The 14,680-nt window shown below is 57.1% G+C and carries 16 protein-coding genes and 1 pseudogene; 8 read left to right on the forward strand and 9 right to left on the reverse strand.

Going from position 1 to position 14,680, the window contains the following annotated elements:
• Window positions 1-49: 49 nt before the first annotated feature.
• Both PPUTUW4_RS13455 and PPUTUW4_RS13460 read right to left on the reverse strand, forming a co-directional pair.
• A complete protein-coding gene (locus PPUTUW4_RS13455) occupies window positions 50-1,486 on the reverse strand; it encodes an amino acid permease (RefSeq protein WP_015095152.1) in 1,437 nt (478 codons plus the stop codon).
• Between the two features lie 136 nt (window positions 1,487-1,622).
• Window positions 1,623-2,891 carry a cystathionine gamma-synthase family protein gene (locus PPUTUW4_RS13460; RefSeq protein WP_015095153.1) on the reverse strand — a complete coding sequence of 423 codons (1,269 nt, stop codon included), beginning with the start codon at window positions 2,889-2,891 and terminating at the stop codon, window positions 1,623-1,625.
• A gap of 455 nt (window positions 2,892-3,346) precedes the next feature.
• Between PPUTUW4_RS13460 and PPUTUW4_RS13465 the strand changes: the two genes are divergently transcribed.
• Window positions 3,347-4,255 (forward strand): AraC family transcriptional regulator, encoded by a 909-nt coding sequence (locus PPUTUW4_RS13465; protein ID WP_015095154.1) that lies wholly within the window; start codon window positions 3,347-3,349, stop codon window positions 4,253-4,255.
• A gap of 9 nt (window positions 4,256-4,264) precedes the next feature.
• Here PPUTUW4_RS13465 and PPUTUW4_RS13470 read toward each other — a convergent pair whose 3' ends face one another.
• Window positions 4,265-5,203, reverse strand: coding sequence for a LysR family transcriptional regulator (locus PPUTUW4_RS13470; RefSeq protein WP_015095155.1), 939 nt, complete (start codon window positions 5,201-5,203; stop codon window positions 4,265-4,267).
• Window positions 5,204-5,321: 118 nt separating this feature from the next.
• Between PPUTUW4_RS13470 and PPUTUW4_RS13475 the strand changes: the two genes are divergently transcribed.
• Complete coding sequence (locus PPUTUW4_RS13475) at window positions 5,322-5,549, forward strand: DUF2790 domain-containing protein (RefSeq protein ID WP_015095156.1); 228 nt, start codon at window positions 5,322-5,324, stop codon at window positions 5,547-5,549.
• Window positions 5,550-5,624: 75 nt separating this feature from the next.
• Here PPUTUW4_RS13475 and PPUTUW4_RS13480 read toward each other — a convergent pair whose 3' ends face one another.
• From PPUTUW4_RS13480 to PPUTUW4_RS13495, 4 genes are read right to left on the reverse strand one after another with little or no spacing between them, the layout of a single operon-like run.
• Window positions 5,625-5,876, reverse strand: coding sequence for a hypothetical protein (locus PPUTUW4_RS13480; RefSeq protein ID WP_015095157.1), 252 nt, complete (start codon window positions 5,874-5,876; stop codon window positions 5,625-5,627).
• A gap of 11 nt (window positions 5,877-5,887) precedes the next feature.
• Window positions 5,888-7,156: an OprD family porin gene (locus PPUTUW4_RS13485; protein WP_015095158.1), complete on the reverse strand. Its 1,269-nt coding sequence runs from the start codon at window positions 7,154-7,156 to the stop codon at window positions 5,888-5,890.
• A gap of 50 nt (window positions 7,157-7,206) precedes the next feature.
• Window positions 7,207-8,418: a benzoate/H(+) symporter BenE family transporter gene (locus PPUTUW4_RS13490; protein ID WP_015095159.1), complete on the reverse strand. Its 1,212-nt coding sequence runs from the start codon at window positions 8,416-8,418 to the stop codon at window positions 7,207-7,209.
• A gap of 19 nt (window positions 8,419-8,437) precedes the next feature.
• On the reverse strand, window positions 8,438-9,781 hold the full coding sequence (locus PPUTUW4_RS13495) for an MFS transporter (protein WP_015095160.1): 1,344 nt from the start codon (window positions 9,779-9,781) through the stop codon (window positions 8,438-8,440).
• Window positions 9,782-10,349: 568 nt separating this feature from the next.
• Here PPUTUW4_RS13495 and PPUTUW4_RS13500 point away from each other — a divergent pair.
• The 5 genes from PPUTUW4_RS13500 (at window position 10,350) to PPUTUW4_RS28105 (ending at window position 12,911) form a co-directional block, all read left to right on the forward strand.
• Complete coding sequence (locus PPUTUW4_RS13500; protein ID WP_015095161.1) at window positions 10,350-10,826, forward strand: hemerythrin domain-containing protein; 477 nt, start codon at window positions 10,350-10,352, stop codon at window positions 10,824-10,826.
• Between the two features lie 251 nt (window positions 10,827-11,077).
• Complete coding sequence (locus PPUTUW4_RS13505) at window positions 11,078-11,353, forward strand: metal/formaldehyde-sensitive transcriptional repressor (RefSeq protein WP_007974809.1); 276 nt, start codon at window positions 11,078-11,080, stop codon at window positions 11,351-11,353.
• 19 nt (window positions 11,354-11,372) lie between these two features.
• Window positions 11,373-12,314 carry a CDF family Co(II)/Ni(II) efflux transporter DmeF gene (gene dmeF / locus PPUTUW4_RS13510; RefSeq protein ID WP_015095162.1) on the forward strand — a complete coding sequence of 314 codons (942 nt, stop codon included), beginning with the start codon at window positions 11,373-11,375 and terminating at the stop codon, window positions 12,312-12,314.
• A gap of 39 nt (window positions 12,315-12,353) precedes the next feature.
• Window positions 12,354-12,722 (forward strand): hypothetical protein, encoded by a 369-nt coding sequence (locus PPUTUW4_RS13515; RefSeq protein ID WP_015095163.1) that lies wholly within the window; start codon window positions 12,354-12,356, stop codon window positions 12,720-12,722.
• A 6-nt stretch (window positions 12,723-12,728) separates the two neighbouring features.
• The gene (locus PPUTUW4_RS28105) at window positions 12,729-12,911 is read left to right on the forward strand and encodes a DUF1289 domain-containing protein (RefSeq protein ID WP_015095164.1); all 183 of its coding nucleotides are present in this window, start codon (window positions 12,729-12,731) and stop codon (window positions 12,909-12,911) included.
• Between the two features lie 57 nt (window positions 12,912-12,968).
• Here PPUTUW4_RS28105 and PPUTUW4_RS13520 read toward each other — a convergent pair whose 3' ends face one another.
• Window positions 12,969-13,805, reverse strand: coding sequence for an MliC family protein (locus PPUTUW4_RS13520; RefSeq protein ID WP_015095165.1), 837 nt, complete (start codon window positions 13,803-13,805; stop codon window positions 12,969-12,971).
• Between the two features lie 167 nt (window positions 13,806-13,972).
• On the opposite strand from PPUTUW4_RS13520, the gene PPUTUW4_RS29910 reads away from it, so the two are divergent.
• Window positions 13,973-14,326, forward strand: a complete 354-nt coding sequence (locus PPUTUW4_RS29910) for a hypothetical protein (RefSeq protein ID WP_158467550.1) — start codon at window positions 13,973-13,975, stop codon at window positions 14,324-14,326.
• 118 nt (window positions 14,327-14,444) lie between these two features.
• On the opposite strand, the pseudogene PPUTUW4_RS30260 reads toward PPUTUW4_RS29910, so the two are convergent.
• Window positions 14,445-14,525: pseudogene (locus PPUTUW4_RS30260) on the reverse strand (outer membrane lipoprotein carrier protein LolA); the annotation flags it as partial.
• Window positions 14,526-14,680 lie beyond the last annotated feature (155 nt).

A 14,680-nucleotide genomic window follows, 5' to 3' on the forward strand; every position in this document is an offset into this window, starting at 1 on the left:
GCGCAACCTCATCAGGACTTTATCTATACACAATCATTGCCTGAGAAATTCACGCGGTGCCAGAGGAATGAACAGCTGCGGCCAAAGCCAACCGCTCTGCCCTCTTGTTTCGAGTGATCCAGTACACGAAATAACACCACGCGATAAAGGGCAGGCCGAAGTACAGCGCCACTCGCTGCTCGGGATCAAAAGCGATACCCACACAGGCCAGCAGACAACACAACAGTGCACCGATGGGCACCCATGGGTAGCCGCGCACACGGAAATGCAGGTCTTCAACTCGTCCGCCATTGGCGACGTATTGACGACGGAACGCGATCTGGCTTGCTGCAATGCTCATCCACACGACGACGACCGCCAGACCGGAAATGGACACCAGGGCCAAGTAAACCGTATCAGGAGCGAACACACTGCTAAGCAGAGAAGCCACTGCACCCGCCATACTCAGAACGATGGCGTTCACCGGTGTGCCCCGGCTGGAAAGCCTGGCGTAGCGCTTAGGCATATGTCCTTGATCGCTCAATGTCCACAGCATGCGCGAGGCTGCATACAACCCCGAGTTAGCGGCGGAAATCAGTGCAGTGAGAATGACGAAGTTCATGATGTCGGCTGAGTATGGAATGCCAATCAGCTCAAACACCATGACGAATGGACTTTCTACGAGCCCCGCTTGCTCGCGTGGCAGTAACGTCGCAAGGACGAAAATTGTCCCCACGAAGAACAGCGCCAAACGTACCACTGTGGTGCGGATAGCCTTGGGCACGCTGGTTTGTGGATCCTGTGCTTCACCTGCCGCAATTCCGATCAGCTCGGTTCCGGAAAATGCGAAGGAAACAGCCAGGAGGGTCATTGCAATGGGCAGGAACCCGGTGGGGAACAGCCCTTCACGTGTGAAGTTGGAAAGTCCCGCCCCCTGCAAACTCTGTACTTGCAAAAGGCCGAAAATTGCCGCTGCGCCGATCGCAATGAACGTGATAACGGTCAGAACCTTGATCAAAGAAAGCCAAAATTCAGTCTCCGCAAACAACCGGACAGAGACAACATTGCTGAAGAAGACTGCAAGGGCAAACAGCGCACTCCAGATCCAGACCGGTGTGTCAGGAAACCACCGAACCATCAGTATGCCCGCAGCGGTAAATTCTGAACCGATCGCTACTGCCCATGTGAGCCAGTAAAGCCAGGCCACTGTATAGCCTGTACCTGGGCCCAGGTAGCGTGTTGCGTAGCTACTGAACGATCCGGTTTCCGGCATCTGCACAGCCAACTCACCGAGACAGACCATGACCAGATACACCATCACCGCACCGATGATGTAAGCGATCACCGCACCGAGCGGTCCTGCCTGATTAACCGTGTAACCGGAGGTCAGGAATAATCCCGTACCGATCACACCGCCCAGTGCCAACATCACGATGTGGCGTGTTTGCATTTCCTTTTTGAAACGCGAGTTTGGATCGGGCTGATTATCTTCGATATGCGTGGACATAGTTTTATTCTCATGAAATGTTCGGACAAACACCTTGTAACCGGCTTTTGGGCAGTACAATTTTGTCGTCGCTGGATTTTATTATTTTCATTCTTCATGAAGGGCTTAAGATGAATATCGAAAGTCCTGCTCGTATTCAGGCTTCTACTTCAATGAAACGTTGAGCACTGTCAGCGTGAAAGGTTGCATCACCTTTTTTACTTCGCACTAAAGCGAAGGCTTGTTTTAGATCAGCCAATAAATCTGCCGAATCCTCAATACCTACGGACACTCGAACCAAACCTTCGGAAATGCCAAGTGCCTGACGCTCTTCCAGGGTATTTTCCACGTGACTGGTCGTCCGTGCCGGCCCATAAATGGTTTCGACAGCGCCCAAATTGCCCGCCCGATGCGCATATCTGAGCAGCGGTAACAAACGGGTCACGGTGTCCATGCCTCCTTTGAGTACGAAGCTGACGATGGCGCCGAATCCGTTCATTTGCGATCGAGCGATGTCATGACCTGGATGTTGAGGCAACCCCGGATAGTTCACAGTCTCAACCAGCGGTTCGGTGCAGAGGTACTCGGCCAGAAGTTGTGCGCTCGCCTGTTGCTGGCGAAGACGCAGGGCCAGAGTCTTGATGCCCCGGATAATTAAGTACGCTGAAAAAGGATCCAGCGAGGCCCCATTGATTTCGCGGTAATGGCGAACTTGAGACATCAAATGCTCGGCGCCGCACACCACGCCGCCGAGTACATCACCATGACCGGAGAGGAATTTGGTCGCGCTGTGCACAACCACATCAACACCTAAAGCGAGCGGATTCTGATTCAGAGGGGTCGCGAATGTATTGTCCGCGACAACCAAAGCGCCCACTCGCTTCGCCGCTGCCACAAGCCGCCGAATATCAACGATCTTCAGCGTCGGGTTCGTGGGGGTTTCCAGGTACAGGACGTTGCAGCCTTTAGCAATTTCCTGCTCAAGCGCCACAGTGTCGAGCGTATCGCAAAGGGTTACGTCCACGCCCATGCGTGGAAGAAACTCCTCAAAAATCTTGTTCGTGCCACCGTAGCTGTCACGTGTAGATATCACGCGCTGCCCATAGGACAGAAAGGTGTGTAGTACACCGCTGATTGCAGCCATTCCGGTACTGAAAGCTACAGCCGACTCTGCGTTTTCGAGCTCACAGAGTTTATCTTCCAGGACAGAGACAGTGGGATTGCTCATCCGGCTGTAAATGAAGCCGGGCTCCTTTCCCAATGCCACGTCATACCACTTATCGATATCGTCATAACCATAGGCGGCGCTGACCACTATGGGGGTTTGGGTCGCATTGTACGGATGTTGAACCTGCTCTCCTCCCCATACGACTCGAGTTCCCATCCCAACCTCTGAAGCCTGGACGGCGCGTTTCTTGTTTTCCATAAAGTTGTCTCGCATCAAGGGAAACACAACCGTGTTCCAAGTGGGCTTGGGAGGACTATAAGGAAGGCTCATGCTTGTGAAAAATCATGATATCCGGGAGTAAGGGGTGCTTTTTTTAATGGCTGGATGGGAGTTAGAGAGCTTATTTGCGCTGGAAAGCACAACCGTCAAAAAGCCCGGCAATAGCTGTAATGCTGTTCAGTTAAGCGAGAATGATCCACTGTAGGAGCGAGCTTGCTCGCGATGGTCGTTAACGATGCCGCGTGTTTACTGACTAAACGCGGCGCTCTTGAGTCCATCGTCGGAACGCCGCCCGGAGCAAGCTCGCTCCTACAGAATCCTTAACTGAACAGCATTGCGGCAATAGCTGGGCTTTTTTGATATTTAATAAAGCTGTACTGCCGAAAAAACGTCCCGACTCCCGCCACACGTGAGCAACTCTCAAGGAGTTTCCTTTGATTCAGTCCGATGCCGAAATTACGAAACGTCGAACCGAACTGGCGTCCATCATTCAACGTTTTGCGCCCGAGTATGGTGTATTCGAGACGGCAGTGCCCCCGCTTCACTTCATCAGAAGTGATGCTCCTACAGATGCGATTCACACAATTCATAAACCAGGTCTGTGTATTGTTGTTCAAGGTCGTAAAGAGGTTCGACTGCGTGATGAAGGCTACGTCTATGATCCGCTGAATTATCTCGTCGTTTCCGTGACGCTGCCTTTAGCGGGCCAAGTGATTGAAGCTTCTCCCGAGGAGCCATACCTATGCATCCGCCTGGATATTGATCCCTGCGAAATTACGCAACTGATCGCCGACGCAAGTCCGATCGGCGTGCCCAGTGGTGCGCAAAACCGTGGCCTTTTCCTGGACAAAATAGATACGTCGTTACTCGATGCAATGCTGCGCCTCGTGAGACTGCTGGAAAGCCCGGAGGATATTCCCACCCTGGCGCCGTTAGCCATTCGAGAAATATTCTATCGACTCTTGCGTGGCCAACAGGGCCAGAGGCTGCACGAGATTGCGATCGTTGACAGCCAGGCGCATCGCGTAACACGAGCAATTGAGTGGTTTAATGAAAACTACTCAAAACCCCTTCAAATCGATTCGCTGGCCAAACTCGTCAATCTCAGCACCTCGACGCTCCACCACAGGTTCAAATCCATAACGGCTATGAGCCCCCTGCAATATCAAAAGCAACTTCGCCTTCACGAAGCGCGACGCCTCATGATCTCTGAAGGCCTCGACGTCGCAGCCGCTGGATTTCAAGTGGGATATGAAAGCCCATCGCAGTTCAGTCGCGAATATAGTCGTCAATTCGGCTCGTCACCGACACGAGACTTAGCAAAACTGCGAAGTTTTGCTTGATCGTTGGCGCTAGCCCACTCCCCAGTGTCGAACATCATTCGCTGTGATCTCATGTCCGGAAAAAAGCCCGGGCAACTCCGCCTTGAGAAAGTCCACCCAGGTCCTCACCTTGGCATCCAGAAAACGCTTGGAAGGATAGAGTGCATAGACGTTTCGCTCCCTGAGCCGATGGTCGCCCAGCAGGCGCAGCAACGTGCCCTCGCGCAGCGACCGAGTTACGGTGTAGAACGGCAGCAGGCTGATGCCCATCCCGGCCTCCGACGCATTGACCATCGCCTCGGGAACGTTACTCTGGAAGGTCTTGCCGGGCACCACTGAATGCTCGCCCTGCTCATCACGGAAAACCCACTCATCGCCGTACAACGGGTCGATCATGCGCAGGCAGCAGTGTTCATTCAGTTGTTCGGGGTGGGTGGGCAGGCCCCGACGCGCGATGTACGCAGGTGATGCGCAAGGGATGCTGAAGATGCGCCCTACCGCTTGGGCAACGAATTGTGAATCCGCCAGTTCCTGGGCAATGGAGATGACCACGTCGTGCCCGTCTTCAAGGGGGTCGGGGTTGCGTTGCGACAAGGTCAATTCAACCACCACGTCCGGGAAGAGCTCGCAGTAGCGGGCAATCAGTGGCGTCATCAGCACGCCCAGCCCGGTCAAACAGTGCAGACGCAACCGGCCATTGGGCTCCAGGTGAGCGCCACGCGCTTCTGCGGTGGCCTCGGCCATGTCGTCGAGTATTTGCCGCGCCCGCAACAGGAAGCGTTCGCCGGCTTCGGTCAGGCTCAACCGGCGGGTGGTGCGCTGCAGCAGACGTGCCTGCACGTGCTGCTCGAGATCAGCCACCAGCCGAGACACTTGCGCCGTGGAAAAGTCCAGCGCCTGTGCGGCGGTGGTAAAGCTGCCTGCGTCGGCTACACGCACAAATACCCGCAGGCTGTTAAGCAAATCCATGAACCCTCCGACGGCAATGACTGTTGCATCTGATGTAACGCAGCATCAAGTACAGCCCTCTTTATCCCTACCTGTAGAAGAATAAAATTCACTCATCAAAACACCACGGAGAAAACACATGAAGACCTTGTCGAGTGTACTGTTGGCCCTGACCACAACCGCCGTGATGGCCGCCGAAAGCACCCCGGTCACACCATCTCCAGCTCTGGATATCGCCAAGGTCATCTCGGTAACCGATACCTCGACTGCATGCGAAGTCGTGCCGGCGACCATGGTCTACATCGACCACCAGGGTGAAACGCACACGTTGACCTACAAGGTGATGGGCATTTGCTCGGGCGTTTGAGAGACCGGCAAGCCACGTTGTTCAGACCGCTATCCGGGTTGCCTGCAGTGCCAACTCGTGCAAACTGGCCAAACGCTACATGATGCGCTCGACCACTTGCAGCGACGGTAGCGGGACCGGCGCACTGGACTCCACGAGATCTGGTTCCCGTTGCACGGGCACTTCGACTACCCGTACTGGCTGACGGTGATAAAGCACCGCCGCTGCCAGCAGCAACACGTCGATAATGCCGGCATACATCAGGTGCATGCCGTTGCCGACAGCGAGCAGCACAACTGCGCCACCCGCTGCACACAGGGCCAATTGCGCCCAGACTTTATTGCTCATACTCGCCTCACTCACAGCAACGTCCAGGTGTAGCTCAGGATCAGCCGGTTCTCATCGATATCGCTGCGGTAATTGGAGCGCGCCATGGCATTGCGCACCCGGACACCCAGCCCTGCGAAGGTCCCGCTCTGCACGACGTAACCGAGGTCCAGGTCGCGTTCGCGGTCTTTGCCTTCGAAGCCCTTGCCGGTGTTGACGTTGTTGCCGGTGATGTAGCGCACGGTGCTGGTCAGTCCCGGCACGCCGAGGGCGGCGAAGTCGTAGTCGTAGCGCGCCTGCCAGGAACGCTCGTCGGTGGAGGCGAATTCATAGGTCGGCACTTCGTTGCCCAGCGGCGAGATGTTGGCAAATACCCGAGGGAACGCGCTTTCTCCGTAGATACCCTGGTAGCCGACATAGAAGGTATGGCCGCCGTACTTGGCCGACAGCAGGGAGAAGAACGCCTGGTTGTCGATATTGCCCAGCAGCTTCTTGCCATCCTCCTTCGCGTCGAAATAGCCGAGGTTGGCGCCCAGGGTCCAACTGCCAAGGGGCTGGCTGTGTTTCAGGCCCAGGAAGCCTTGCTGGTAGATGTCTTCCAGCTGCCCGTACCAGGCGCTGACGCTGGTGCGTTTGTCGTTGAAGACGTAATCGCCGCCACCATAGTTGAAGGCGTCACTGCTGACCTGGCGCTGGGGCACGTAGCCGAGCATGGCCTGCATCTTCTCGTCGCCGGCCTCGTTACGCAGGTGCGTGGAGCTCAGATGGCCGCCTTGCAGCGTCAAGCCATTGATCTCAGCGGAGCTGATGCTCGCGCCCTGGTAACTGGGCGGCAGCAGGCGGATGTCACTGAAAACTAGCACCGGCAAGTTGGGTTGCAACTCGCCAACGCGCAGTTCGGTCTTCGAGTAACGCAGCTTCAGCGTGCCTTCCAGGCGACTGTAGTCATCGGCCGCGCGGCCATCGCTGTGCACCGGCAACAGGCCGGTATTGACCCGGTCCGGGCTGCTGTCGAGCTTGAGCCCGAGCAGGCCGATGACATCGATGCCGACGCCGATCGGCCCTGGGGTGTAACCGGACTTGGCATTGAGGATAAAGCCCTGGGCCCACTCCTCGGCCTTCGACTGCCGGTTGGCGCCGACAATGTCCGAATAGTCACGGCTGAAGTAGTAATTGCGTGCTTGCAAGGTGGCGGTGGCATCTTCGATAAAACCGCCCTGCGCGGCCATCAATTGGCTGGAACAACCCAAGGCGACAGCCGTGGACAATAGCGTACGAGTTGCATGAATGGTTGACTTCATCGGTGTGCTCTTATTGTTGTTATGAATAGGTAAGGCGTTACGAAAACGGGTCAGCGCGTCATCTCCCGGGCGCGGCTGGTTGCGGTTGCAAGGGGTGGCCGACGCGTACTCGACAGCAGGTGCGCGACCATGCCGAAAATCAGCCCCCAGAACGCGGCGGACAACCCGAACAGCGACATGCCTGAGGCGGTGGTGAGGAACGTCACCAGCGCCGCTTCACGGTCATTGGGCACGGCCATGGCATTGGCCAGGGCACCGGCAATTGCAGCGAACAGGGCCAGGCCCGCCAGAGCGGCGATCAGTTCTTTGGGAAAGGCCGCGAACAACGACACCAGGGTCGCTCCGAAAATGCCCAAGACCAGGTAACAGAAGCCGCCGACGACACCGGCGACATAGCGTTTGCCCGGGTCTTCGTGGGCCTCGCGGCCCGTGCAGATGGCGGCAGTGATCGCCGCCAGGTTGAGGCCGTGGCAGCCAAACGGCGCTAACAGCGCCGTGCCCAGCGCGCTGCAGGCGATGATCGGACTGGCCGGTGTGGTGTAACCCGAGGCGCGCAACACGGCCATGCCCGGCACGAACTGACCGGTCAGTGCCACCATCACCAGTGGCAAGGCGACGTTCAAGGTTGCACCCAGGCTGAACTGGGGGGCGATCCACACCGGCGTCGCCAGGCCGATCACCAGGGCTTCGCGGTGCAATTGTCCGGTGAGCATGGCGATGGCACAGCCCACCACCAGTACCGCCATCACCGCGTATCGCGGCAGCAGCCGTTTGCACACCAGGTAGGTGGTGAACATTGCCAGCACCAACCCGGGCTTGCCTTGCAATGACACGAACAGGCCGGTGCCAAAACGCAACAGAATTCCCGCGAGCATTGCCGCTGCGATGGCGCCGGGCAGCTTGCTGATAACGCGGTCGAACGCGCCCGAGAGGCCTACCAGAAAGATAATCAGACTACTCAGCAGATAAGCGCCGACGGCCTCGTTCATCGAAATGCCCGGCAGCAACGCCACCAACAGGGCCGAGCCGGGTGCCGACCAAGCAATGATGATCGGCACGCGGTAACGCAGGCTCAGGCCGATCCCCAGCAGCGCACTGCCAATGGAGATCGCCCAGACCCAGGACGACAGCAGTTCGCGAGACAGATGCGCAGTGTCCGCCGCCTGGAAAATGATCACCAGGGGCCCCGCATACGAGATCACCGTGGCAATAAAGCCTGCAACTGCAGCGGACAGTGAAAAGTCACGCATTAAGCCTTTCATCAAACAGCTCCTTGCGGACTCAGGCCTTGGCCGCCGACAGCGGCTCGCCAACGCTGGAGGCGTTACGCTCGCTGCTGATGGCATACAGGGTCATGGCGAGGGCAGCCACCGCACCCGGCAAGGCGAACGCCATGAAGTTGAGTTGCAGTGGCAAACTGATTCCCAGCAACGCACCGCCTAACAGAGGGCCAACAATGGCTCCGTTACGGCCAATCCCCGACGCCCAGCCAAGCCCCGTGGAACGAATGGCCATGGAATAGAACTGCGCAGCACAGGCATACAGCAGGATTTGCGAACCAATGGTGGTGGCGCCAGCGATGGCGATCAGCAGGTACAACACAGGGGTTGGACTTTTGAATCCGAGCAAGGTGATCGACACCGCGGCAATGGCAAAGAACACCGCCAGTACCCTTGGAAGGTTGAGCTTATCGCCCAATACGCCCCCACCCACCGCACCGAAAATCGCGCCGAAGTTCAACACCAGCAAGAAGGACAAGCTTGAGCCGAGGCTATAACCGGCGTTGGCCATGAGTTTCGGCAGCCAGGAGCTCAAGGCGTAGACCATCAATAAGCAGCAGAAAAACGCCAACCAAAGCATCAGGGTGCGCAAGGCGCGGCCTTCGCGAAACAGCTGCAACACAGGGGTGCCGATCCCCTTCACCTCAGTCATGTGCAGGATGTCGTCGGGCTGTACGATGTAGCGTGCGTCGACCCGCTGCAGTACATTGCGCGCCTCTTCGTTGCGGCCCTGACGCAGCATGAAACCCACCGATTCCGGCAGGAAATACATGATCAACGGCAGCAGCAATAACGGCAGCCCTGCCACGTAGAACACAGCCTGCCAACCGAAGCTGGGAATAAGCACAATCCCCAGGCCCGCCGAGAGCATGCCGCCCACCGAATAGCCGCTGAACATGATGGCGACCAGGGTGCTGCGAATTTTCTTTGGCGCGTACTCATTCATCAGCGCCACCACATTGGGCATCACGCCGCCGATGCCAAGGCCGGCAATGAACCGGCAGATGCCAAACGTAGTCGGACTTGTGGCAAAGCCATTGAGCACGGTGAAGCCGCTGAAGAGCATCACGCAAAGGGTGATGGTTTTCTTGCGCCCGATCTTGTCCGACAGCGGCCCGAAAAACAGCGCACCGAACATCATGCCAAACAGCGCATAGCTGCCCAGCGCCCCAGCCTCCAGCGGGCTCAATCCCCACTCTTTCATCAGCGTCGGCAAGACCACCCCGTAGATCACCAGGTCGTAGCCGTCGAAGATGATGATCAGGGCGCACCAGAACAAAACCATCCAGTGAAAGCGGTTGAAACGTGCGTTGTCGATAACCTCGTGTACATCGATTTTTCGCATGACATCGGTCTCTTGTTGTTATTTTTTATTGTTCGTTTGTTCGTTTGTTCGTTTGTTCGTTTGTTCGTTTGTTCGTTTGTTCGTTTGAGCGTGCGGCTGTGAGCGGTGCGGGCAACGGTTCACCGATGGCGGCCGCATTGTTGCCTGCCATGCAAAGCACTGTTACGCAGGATGCAAATCAAGGGTATTGAGAGCGCGAGGGGGCCAATATCCGCTTTGCGCAGATCGCTATCCGTTTTGTGCAGGGGGTGATATCGCATCGATCTGCTGATCAATGTACTGGCGCCGCTCTTCGGCGCCGGATGTTGCGGCAGTGACAGGCATGACACTTCGCAAGTGATTGAACATTCGTCGCACCGCAAGAACCTGTCCGTATGTGAATCTGCAATGCTCAAATCGCCCTTTCTTGCAGACTGCACGCCCCAGATGATGAACACGGATCGCAAGCCCTTGTTTACCGGCGTATTGGCTGGCGAATGTCCTTGGCACAGGAAATGCGATAGCTACCGGGACGCCTCAATGCCACATCCCGTTGAGGCTCAATTCCACGCTAGCTGAGGCAGCCAACATGAACGCGATTGACCTTCTGAAAGCCGATCATCAAACCGTGAAAACCATTCTTGCTCAATTGAGCGAGTCGACTGATAAAGCGATCAAGAAACGCACTGACCTTCTGGATAAGCTGGAGATGGAGATTTCCATCCATACCAAACTGGAAGAAGAAATCCTCTACCCAGCCTTCAAGGCGGCAGGGACCAAGGAGCAGGACGTCATGTACTTCGAGGCGAAGGAAGAACATCGCACTGTCGACTCGCTGGTATTACCGGATCTGAAGCAGACTGATCCAGGCACGCCGGAATTTGCCGGGCGGGTGAAGGTCGTCAAAGAGCTGCTGGAGCACCACATTGAAGAGGAGGAAACCGAAATGTTTCCTCAGGCGAAAAAACTATTGGGAAAATCCAGGCTGGACGACCTCGGCGAGCAAATGGAAGCGATGAAAGCCAGTTGCAAAAAGCAATGGGCTGCAACCCATATGGCAGCCTGACGCCTGCCCTGTCGCAAAGTCAGGTCTACAGCCTGATGCTGTTCACTTAAGGATGAACACTGAATCTGTGGCGAGGGAGTTCTTGTCGGATCGCCGCACCGTCCCGCTGGACTGCGCAGCAGTCGCATTTTTAGGGCCGCTTCGCGCCCCAGCGGGAGCAAGTTCCCTCGCCACAGGTTGCTTATTGTTTGCATAGGTATAGGGGGTATGCCTATCATGCGCAAAGCATAGGTAGAGGGGGTATCCATCCAATGGGCCATATCGCAGCAAACAAAGACGATCTTCTCAAGCGTGTAAAACGCATCGCCGGACAAATCCAGGCCGTTGAACGCGCACTGGAATCGGATCTCGATTGCGCCAGGACACTGCACCTTGTGGCCGCCACTCGCGGCGCCATCAACGGCTTGATGGAAGAAATCATCGAGGACCACGCGCGCGAGCATGTCGCGAACCCTGCGCTGAGCGAAGCGGAGCGCAACAAGGGCGTCGAAGAGTTGCTTGAAGCCATTCGCCGTTACTCCAAGTGAACGCATCCAGGTAGACATCATGAGCAGCCCCCACATCAACTACAGGCACGACCACGTGTTCCTTGGCCCGGCGCACGACGAAAATGCCAGGCGCACGCTTTGGGTTGTGGCACTGACCGTTGTGATGATGATTGGCGAGATCACCGCCGGGTACATCACGGGCTCGATGGCGCTACTGGCCGATGGTTTTCACATGGCAACCCATGCCGGCGCATTGGGCATCTCGGCGGCCGCTTACGGATACGCAAAGCGCCATGCCTACAGCCAGCGCTACAGTTTCGGTACCGGAAAGGTTGGAGACTTGGGCGGGTTCGCCTCGGCGCTGATCCTCGGTATGGTCGCCCTGGGCATTGGCGTTGAATCTGTCATGCGCCTGTTGCAGCCAACGCAGGTTCAGTTCGGCACCGCGACGCTCATCGCGATTGCCGGTTTGATCGTCAACATCGTCAGTGCCCTGCTGCTGGGCTACGATCACAGTCATGGACACAGTCATGGACACGATCATGAGGATCACGGCCATGCCCATCCCCATGCCCATCACGGCAACGACAACAACCTGAAATCAGCCTACGTCCACGTCATCGCAGACGCGCTGACTTCGGTTCTGGCCATTGTTGCACTGCTCGCCGGCCGGTATCTGGGCTGGGTATGGCTGGACCCGGTCATGGGCATCGTCGGCGCCATCGTTATCGCGCGTTGGGCCTGGACCTTGATGGGGACCACCGCAGGCGTGCTGCTCGATCAGACCGATGCGCACGTTGCCGAGGAAATCCGCGAACGGGTCGAGAAACCGGGGGATGCCACCATCACGGACTTGCACGTGTGGCGAGTCGGGCCGCAAGCCCATGCGGCCATCGTCAGCGTCCTTGGCGAAGCCACGGCAAGCGCCGACAGCATTCGTGAACGTCTCAAGCCGGTGCACGAAGTCAGCCACCTGACGGTCGAGTTTCGTCCGGCCTGATCCCGCACCTCCCCACTCTTGTCTCCAAAGGAACCCCTGATGCCACCAGGCAAACGTGAACTGGCGCGGATCGAGCGCCGGTTGATCACCACGCTCACCGAAGCATGCGAAACCGCAAAAGGTGAAATCAAAGGTTTTACCTGGCTCACCCACGCCGCTGACCTGAATGCGTTGGCTGAAACCCTGAAGGTCACCTGGGTGTTCGAAACCCTGGCTGACAGGCAGCTCGCCCAGGTTGACGCGAAGGCGCGCATCTTTGAGTTGACGGCCATCGCGTTGAGTGAGGCCAACATCGACCTGACCCCTTCAGACCGCAATGTCCGCTTCGACTCTGAGCAAGAGTGCCAACGTACTCACGGCGGCGACTGGAAAAATCGCCTGGCTCAATCACGGATAGCCAAAGGGTGACTGACAATGGCTAAGGAAATCGAAAATCCCTGCATTGCAGTTTGCCAACTCAGTGGCGATCTGTGTGTCAGTTGCGGGCGAAGCAAGGAAGACATCAGAAAGTGGAAACGCATGAAGCGGCCTGAAAAAATGGCCGCTGTGCAACGGGCGAATGTGCGCTTGAAAGGGCTGAGGAAAGCACTGGGTTAGCCAGCATGGCGCCACGAGCGATCGCCTGCCGGCAATGCGTTCGATGAGCGCGCAGTTTCAAGGTTTTCTTTTGCAATGCGACTCGAGCGCACCGTATCCCCAAGTGATTATCGTCTCGGCCTGATGCTCCCAAAGGGTCTCATTGCGCCCAAGGTACTTTATGCCACTGCCGCCTGGCTGCTGGTACATCAGCGATACGCTATCGCCACGCTCGGCAATTAATGTCGGCGGATCGGTGTTGAAGAACATGGCCGTAACCTCGTTAGCCGGGTTGCCGTCGCACTCGTAGTAAACAGGCCCTGTGCCCGACACCAGTCGGTACCGGGCCTGCAACTCGGCGATGCGGCGCTGGTACTCCATGCGTACGCATGCACCTGCGTCATCGCTCTTCCAGCAGTCATCGCGCCCCTTGATCCATCCACGTTGCTCTGCTTTCAGCGTGGGAGGATGCTCGTTGCCGGCCTTGATACTTGCACTGGCATAAACCTGCGACAGCTTGCGATCGAGTGCGGACAAGTCCTTGTCCTCACAGATCATCGCTTCGATACCGTCGGGCTCCACCTTGCCGCAATCGTAAGAAGGGCCAGGTTCAACATTGACCGCCAGGGGTTTTGCGGCGTCGCTCCCGGTCGCCTGTATCGCCTTGGTCTGCTGATCGATGTATATGCACCACTTTTCGGAGTTTCGTTCAGGCACGTTTGCCCTACCGCGAACCCCTAATTTGAATTCGATCACCGATTTCCATTCGTCGGAGCCAATATCCGGCCCGTGCCCTTGCGCATCGGCCGTTTGCAGTCGCTTGTCTATCGCTAGGTACCAGGCGTCAGAGCATAGGGATTGCGCCTGGGCGAATCCCGTGGCGCCGACAAGAAACAAGGCAAGATACTGGGTCATGTGTTGTCCTTTTTGATCCGGGCATTCGTCAAACAACGGTATAGGCCGGTTACTCCGTCAGCGAGCGCTTCTTTGCGAGTTTCTCAAATCATCCGTCGGGTCGACCATAACGGAACGGTACCGGTTACGCCAACGACGTGGTCCTCGCCGACTTCAAAGAGATGGCCGTGGAAGCCAGGTTAAAAGTAGTGCCCTATTCACGCTGTAAGTACATGGTGCTCAGCGGCCAGGTCGCCGCTTGCTTCAACATGAGCTGGCAACCCGAAATCCAGGGCAAGATCAAACTGGCGGCGCGACCGATATTCAAGGTCAGTAACGATGTTTTTGAATCCATCAAGGCGCCCTTGCCGAAGACCCCGGACGGTCAATCTATTTTGCCGCCCGGCACCGTCGTCGGCATCACCAGAGATTACGAATACTCAGCCCAGGTCATGGTGCTCCAGACTTCAGGGGGCGTGTTCGAGAATTCCCTCTCAGACTTGACGAGCCTCCAAAAACGCGTCCACGCTGAAAAACTGTAGGAGCCAGCTTGCTGGCGATGGACTCCAGTGCGCCGCGCTTATCCAGGTTACACGCGTTATCGTTCACGACCATCGCTGGCAAGCCAGCTCCTACAGGGGACCGTGCCCACGCTGAAACTACTGTAGGAGCGAGCTTGCTCGCGAAAAACCTGAGAGCGCCTCGGGGCGTCAGGCTTCCGGGGTTATCGTTCACGACCATCGCTGGCAGGCCAGCTCCCACAAGGGAACGCGTCCACGGTGAAAAACTGTAGGAGCCAGCTTGCTGGCGATGGACTCAAGTGCGCCGCGCTCATCCAGATCACACGCGTAATCGTTAACGACCATCGCTGCGATGCGGCGACCCGACAAGCTAGC

This window comes from Pseudomonas sp. UW4 (genome assembly GCF_000316175.1).
GTDB lineage: Bacteria > Pseudomonadota > Gammaproteobacteria > Pseudomonadales > Pseudomonadaceae > Aquipseudomonas > Aquipseudomonas laurylsulfatiphila.

What these genes read in the sequence shown, in the direction of transcription:
- PPUTUW4_RS13455 (WP_015095152.1), bottom strand. Translation starts at nt 1,486, where the DNA reads ATGTCCACGCATATCGAAGATAATCAGCCCGATCCAAACTCGCGTTTC.
- PPUTUW4_RS13460 (WP_015095153.1), bottom strand. Translation starts at nt 2,891, where the DNA reads ATGGAAAACAAGAAACGCGCCGTCCAGGCTTCAGAGGTTGGGATGGGA.
- PPUTUW4_RS13470 (WP_015095155.1), bottom strand. Translation starts at nt 5,203, where the DNA reads ATGGATTTGCTTAACAGCCTGCGGGTATTTGTGCGTGTAGCCGACGCA.
- PPUTUW4_RS13475 (WP_015095156.1), top strand. Translation starts at nt 5,322, where the DNA reads ATGAAGACCTTGTCGAGTGTACTGTTGGCCCTGACCACAACCGCCGTG.
- PPUTUW4_RS13480 (WP_015095157.1), bottom strand. Translation starts at nt 5,876, where the DNA reads ATGAGCAATAAAGTCTGGGCGCAATTGGCCCTGTGTGCAGCGGGTGGC.
- PPUTUW4_RS13485 (WP_015095158.1), bottom strand. Translation starts at nt 7,156, where the DNA reads ATGAAGTCAACCATTCATGCAACTCGTACGCTATTGTCCACGGCTGTC.
- PPUTUW4_RS13490 (WP_015095159.1), bottom strand. Translation starts at nt 8,418, where the DNA reads ATGAAAGGCTTAATGCGTGACTTTTCACTGTCCGCTGCAGTTGCAGGC.
- PPUTUW4_RS13495 (WP_015095160.1), bottom strand. Translation starts at nt 9,781, where the DNA reads ATGCGAAAAATCGATGTACACGAGGTTATCGACAACGCACGTTTCAAC.
- PPUTUW4_RS13500 (WP_015095161.1), top strand. Translation starts at nt 10,350, where the DNA reads ATGAACGCGATTGACCTTCTGAAAGCCGATCATCAAACCGTGAAAACC.
- PPUTUW4_RS13505 (WP_007974809.1), top strand. Translation starts at nt 11,078, where the DNA reads ATGGGCCATATCGCAGCAAACAAAGACGATCTTCTCAAGCGTGTAAAA.
- dmeF (WP_015095162.1), top strand. Translation starts at nt 11,373, where the DNA reads ATGAGCAGCCCCCACATCAACTACAGGCACGACCACGTGTTCCTTGGC.
- PPUTUW4_RS13515 (WP_015095163.1), top strand. Translation starts at nt 12,354, where the DNA reads ATGCCACCAGGCAAACGTGAACTGGCGCGGATCGAGCGCCGGTTGATC.
- PPUTUW4_RS28105 (WP_015095164.1), top strand. Translation starts at nt 12,729, where the DNA reads ATGGCTAAGGAAATCGAAAATCCCTGCATTGCAGTTTGCCAACTCAGT.
- PPUTUW4_RS13520 (WP_015095165.1), bottom strand. Translation starts at nt 13,805, where the DNA reads ATGACCCAGTATCTTGCCTTGTTTCTTGTCGGCGCCACGGGATTCGCC.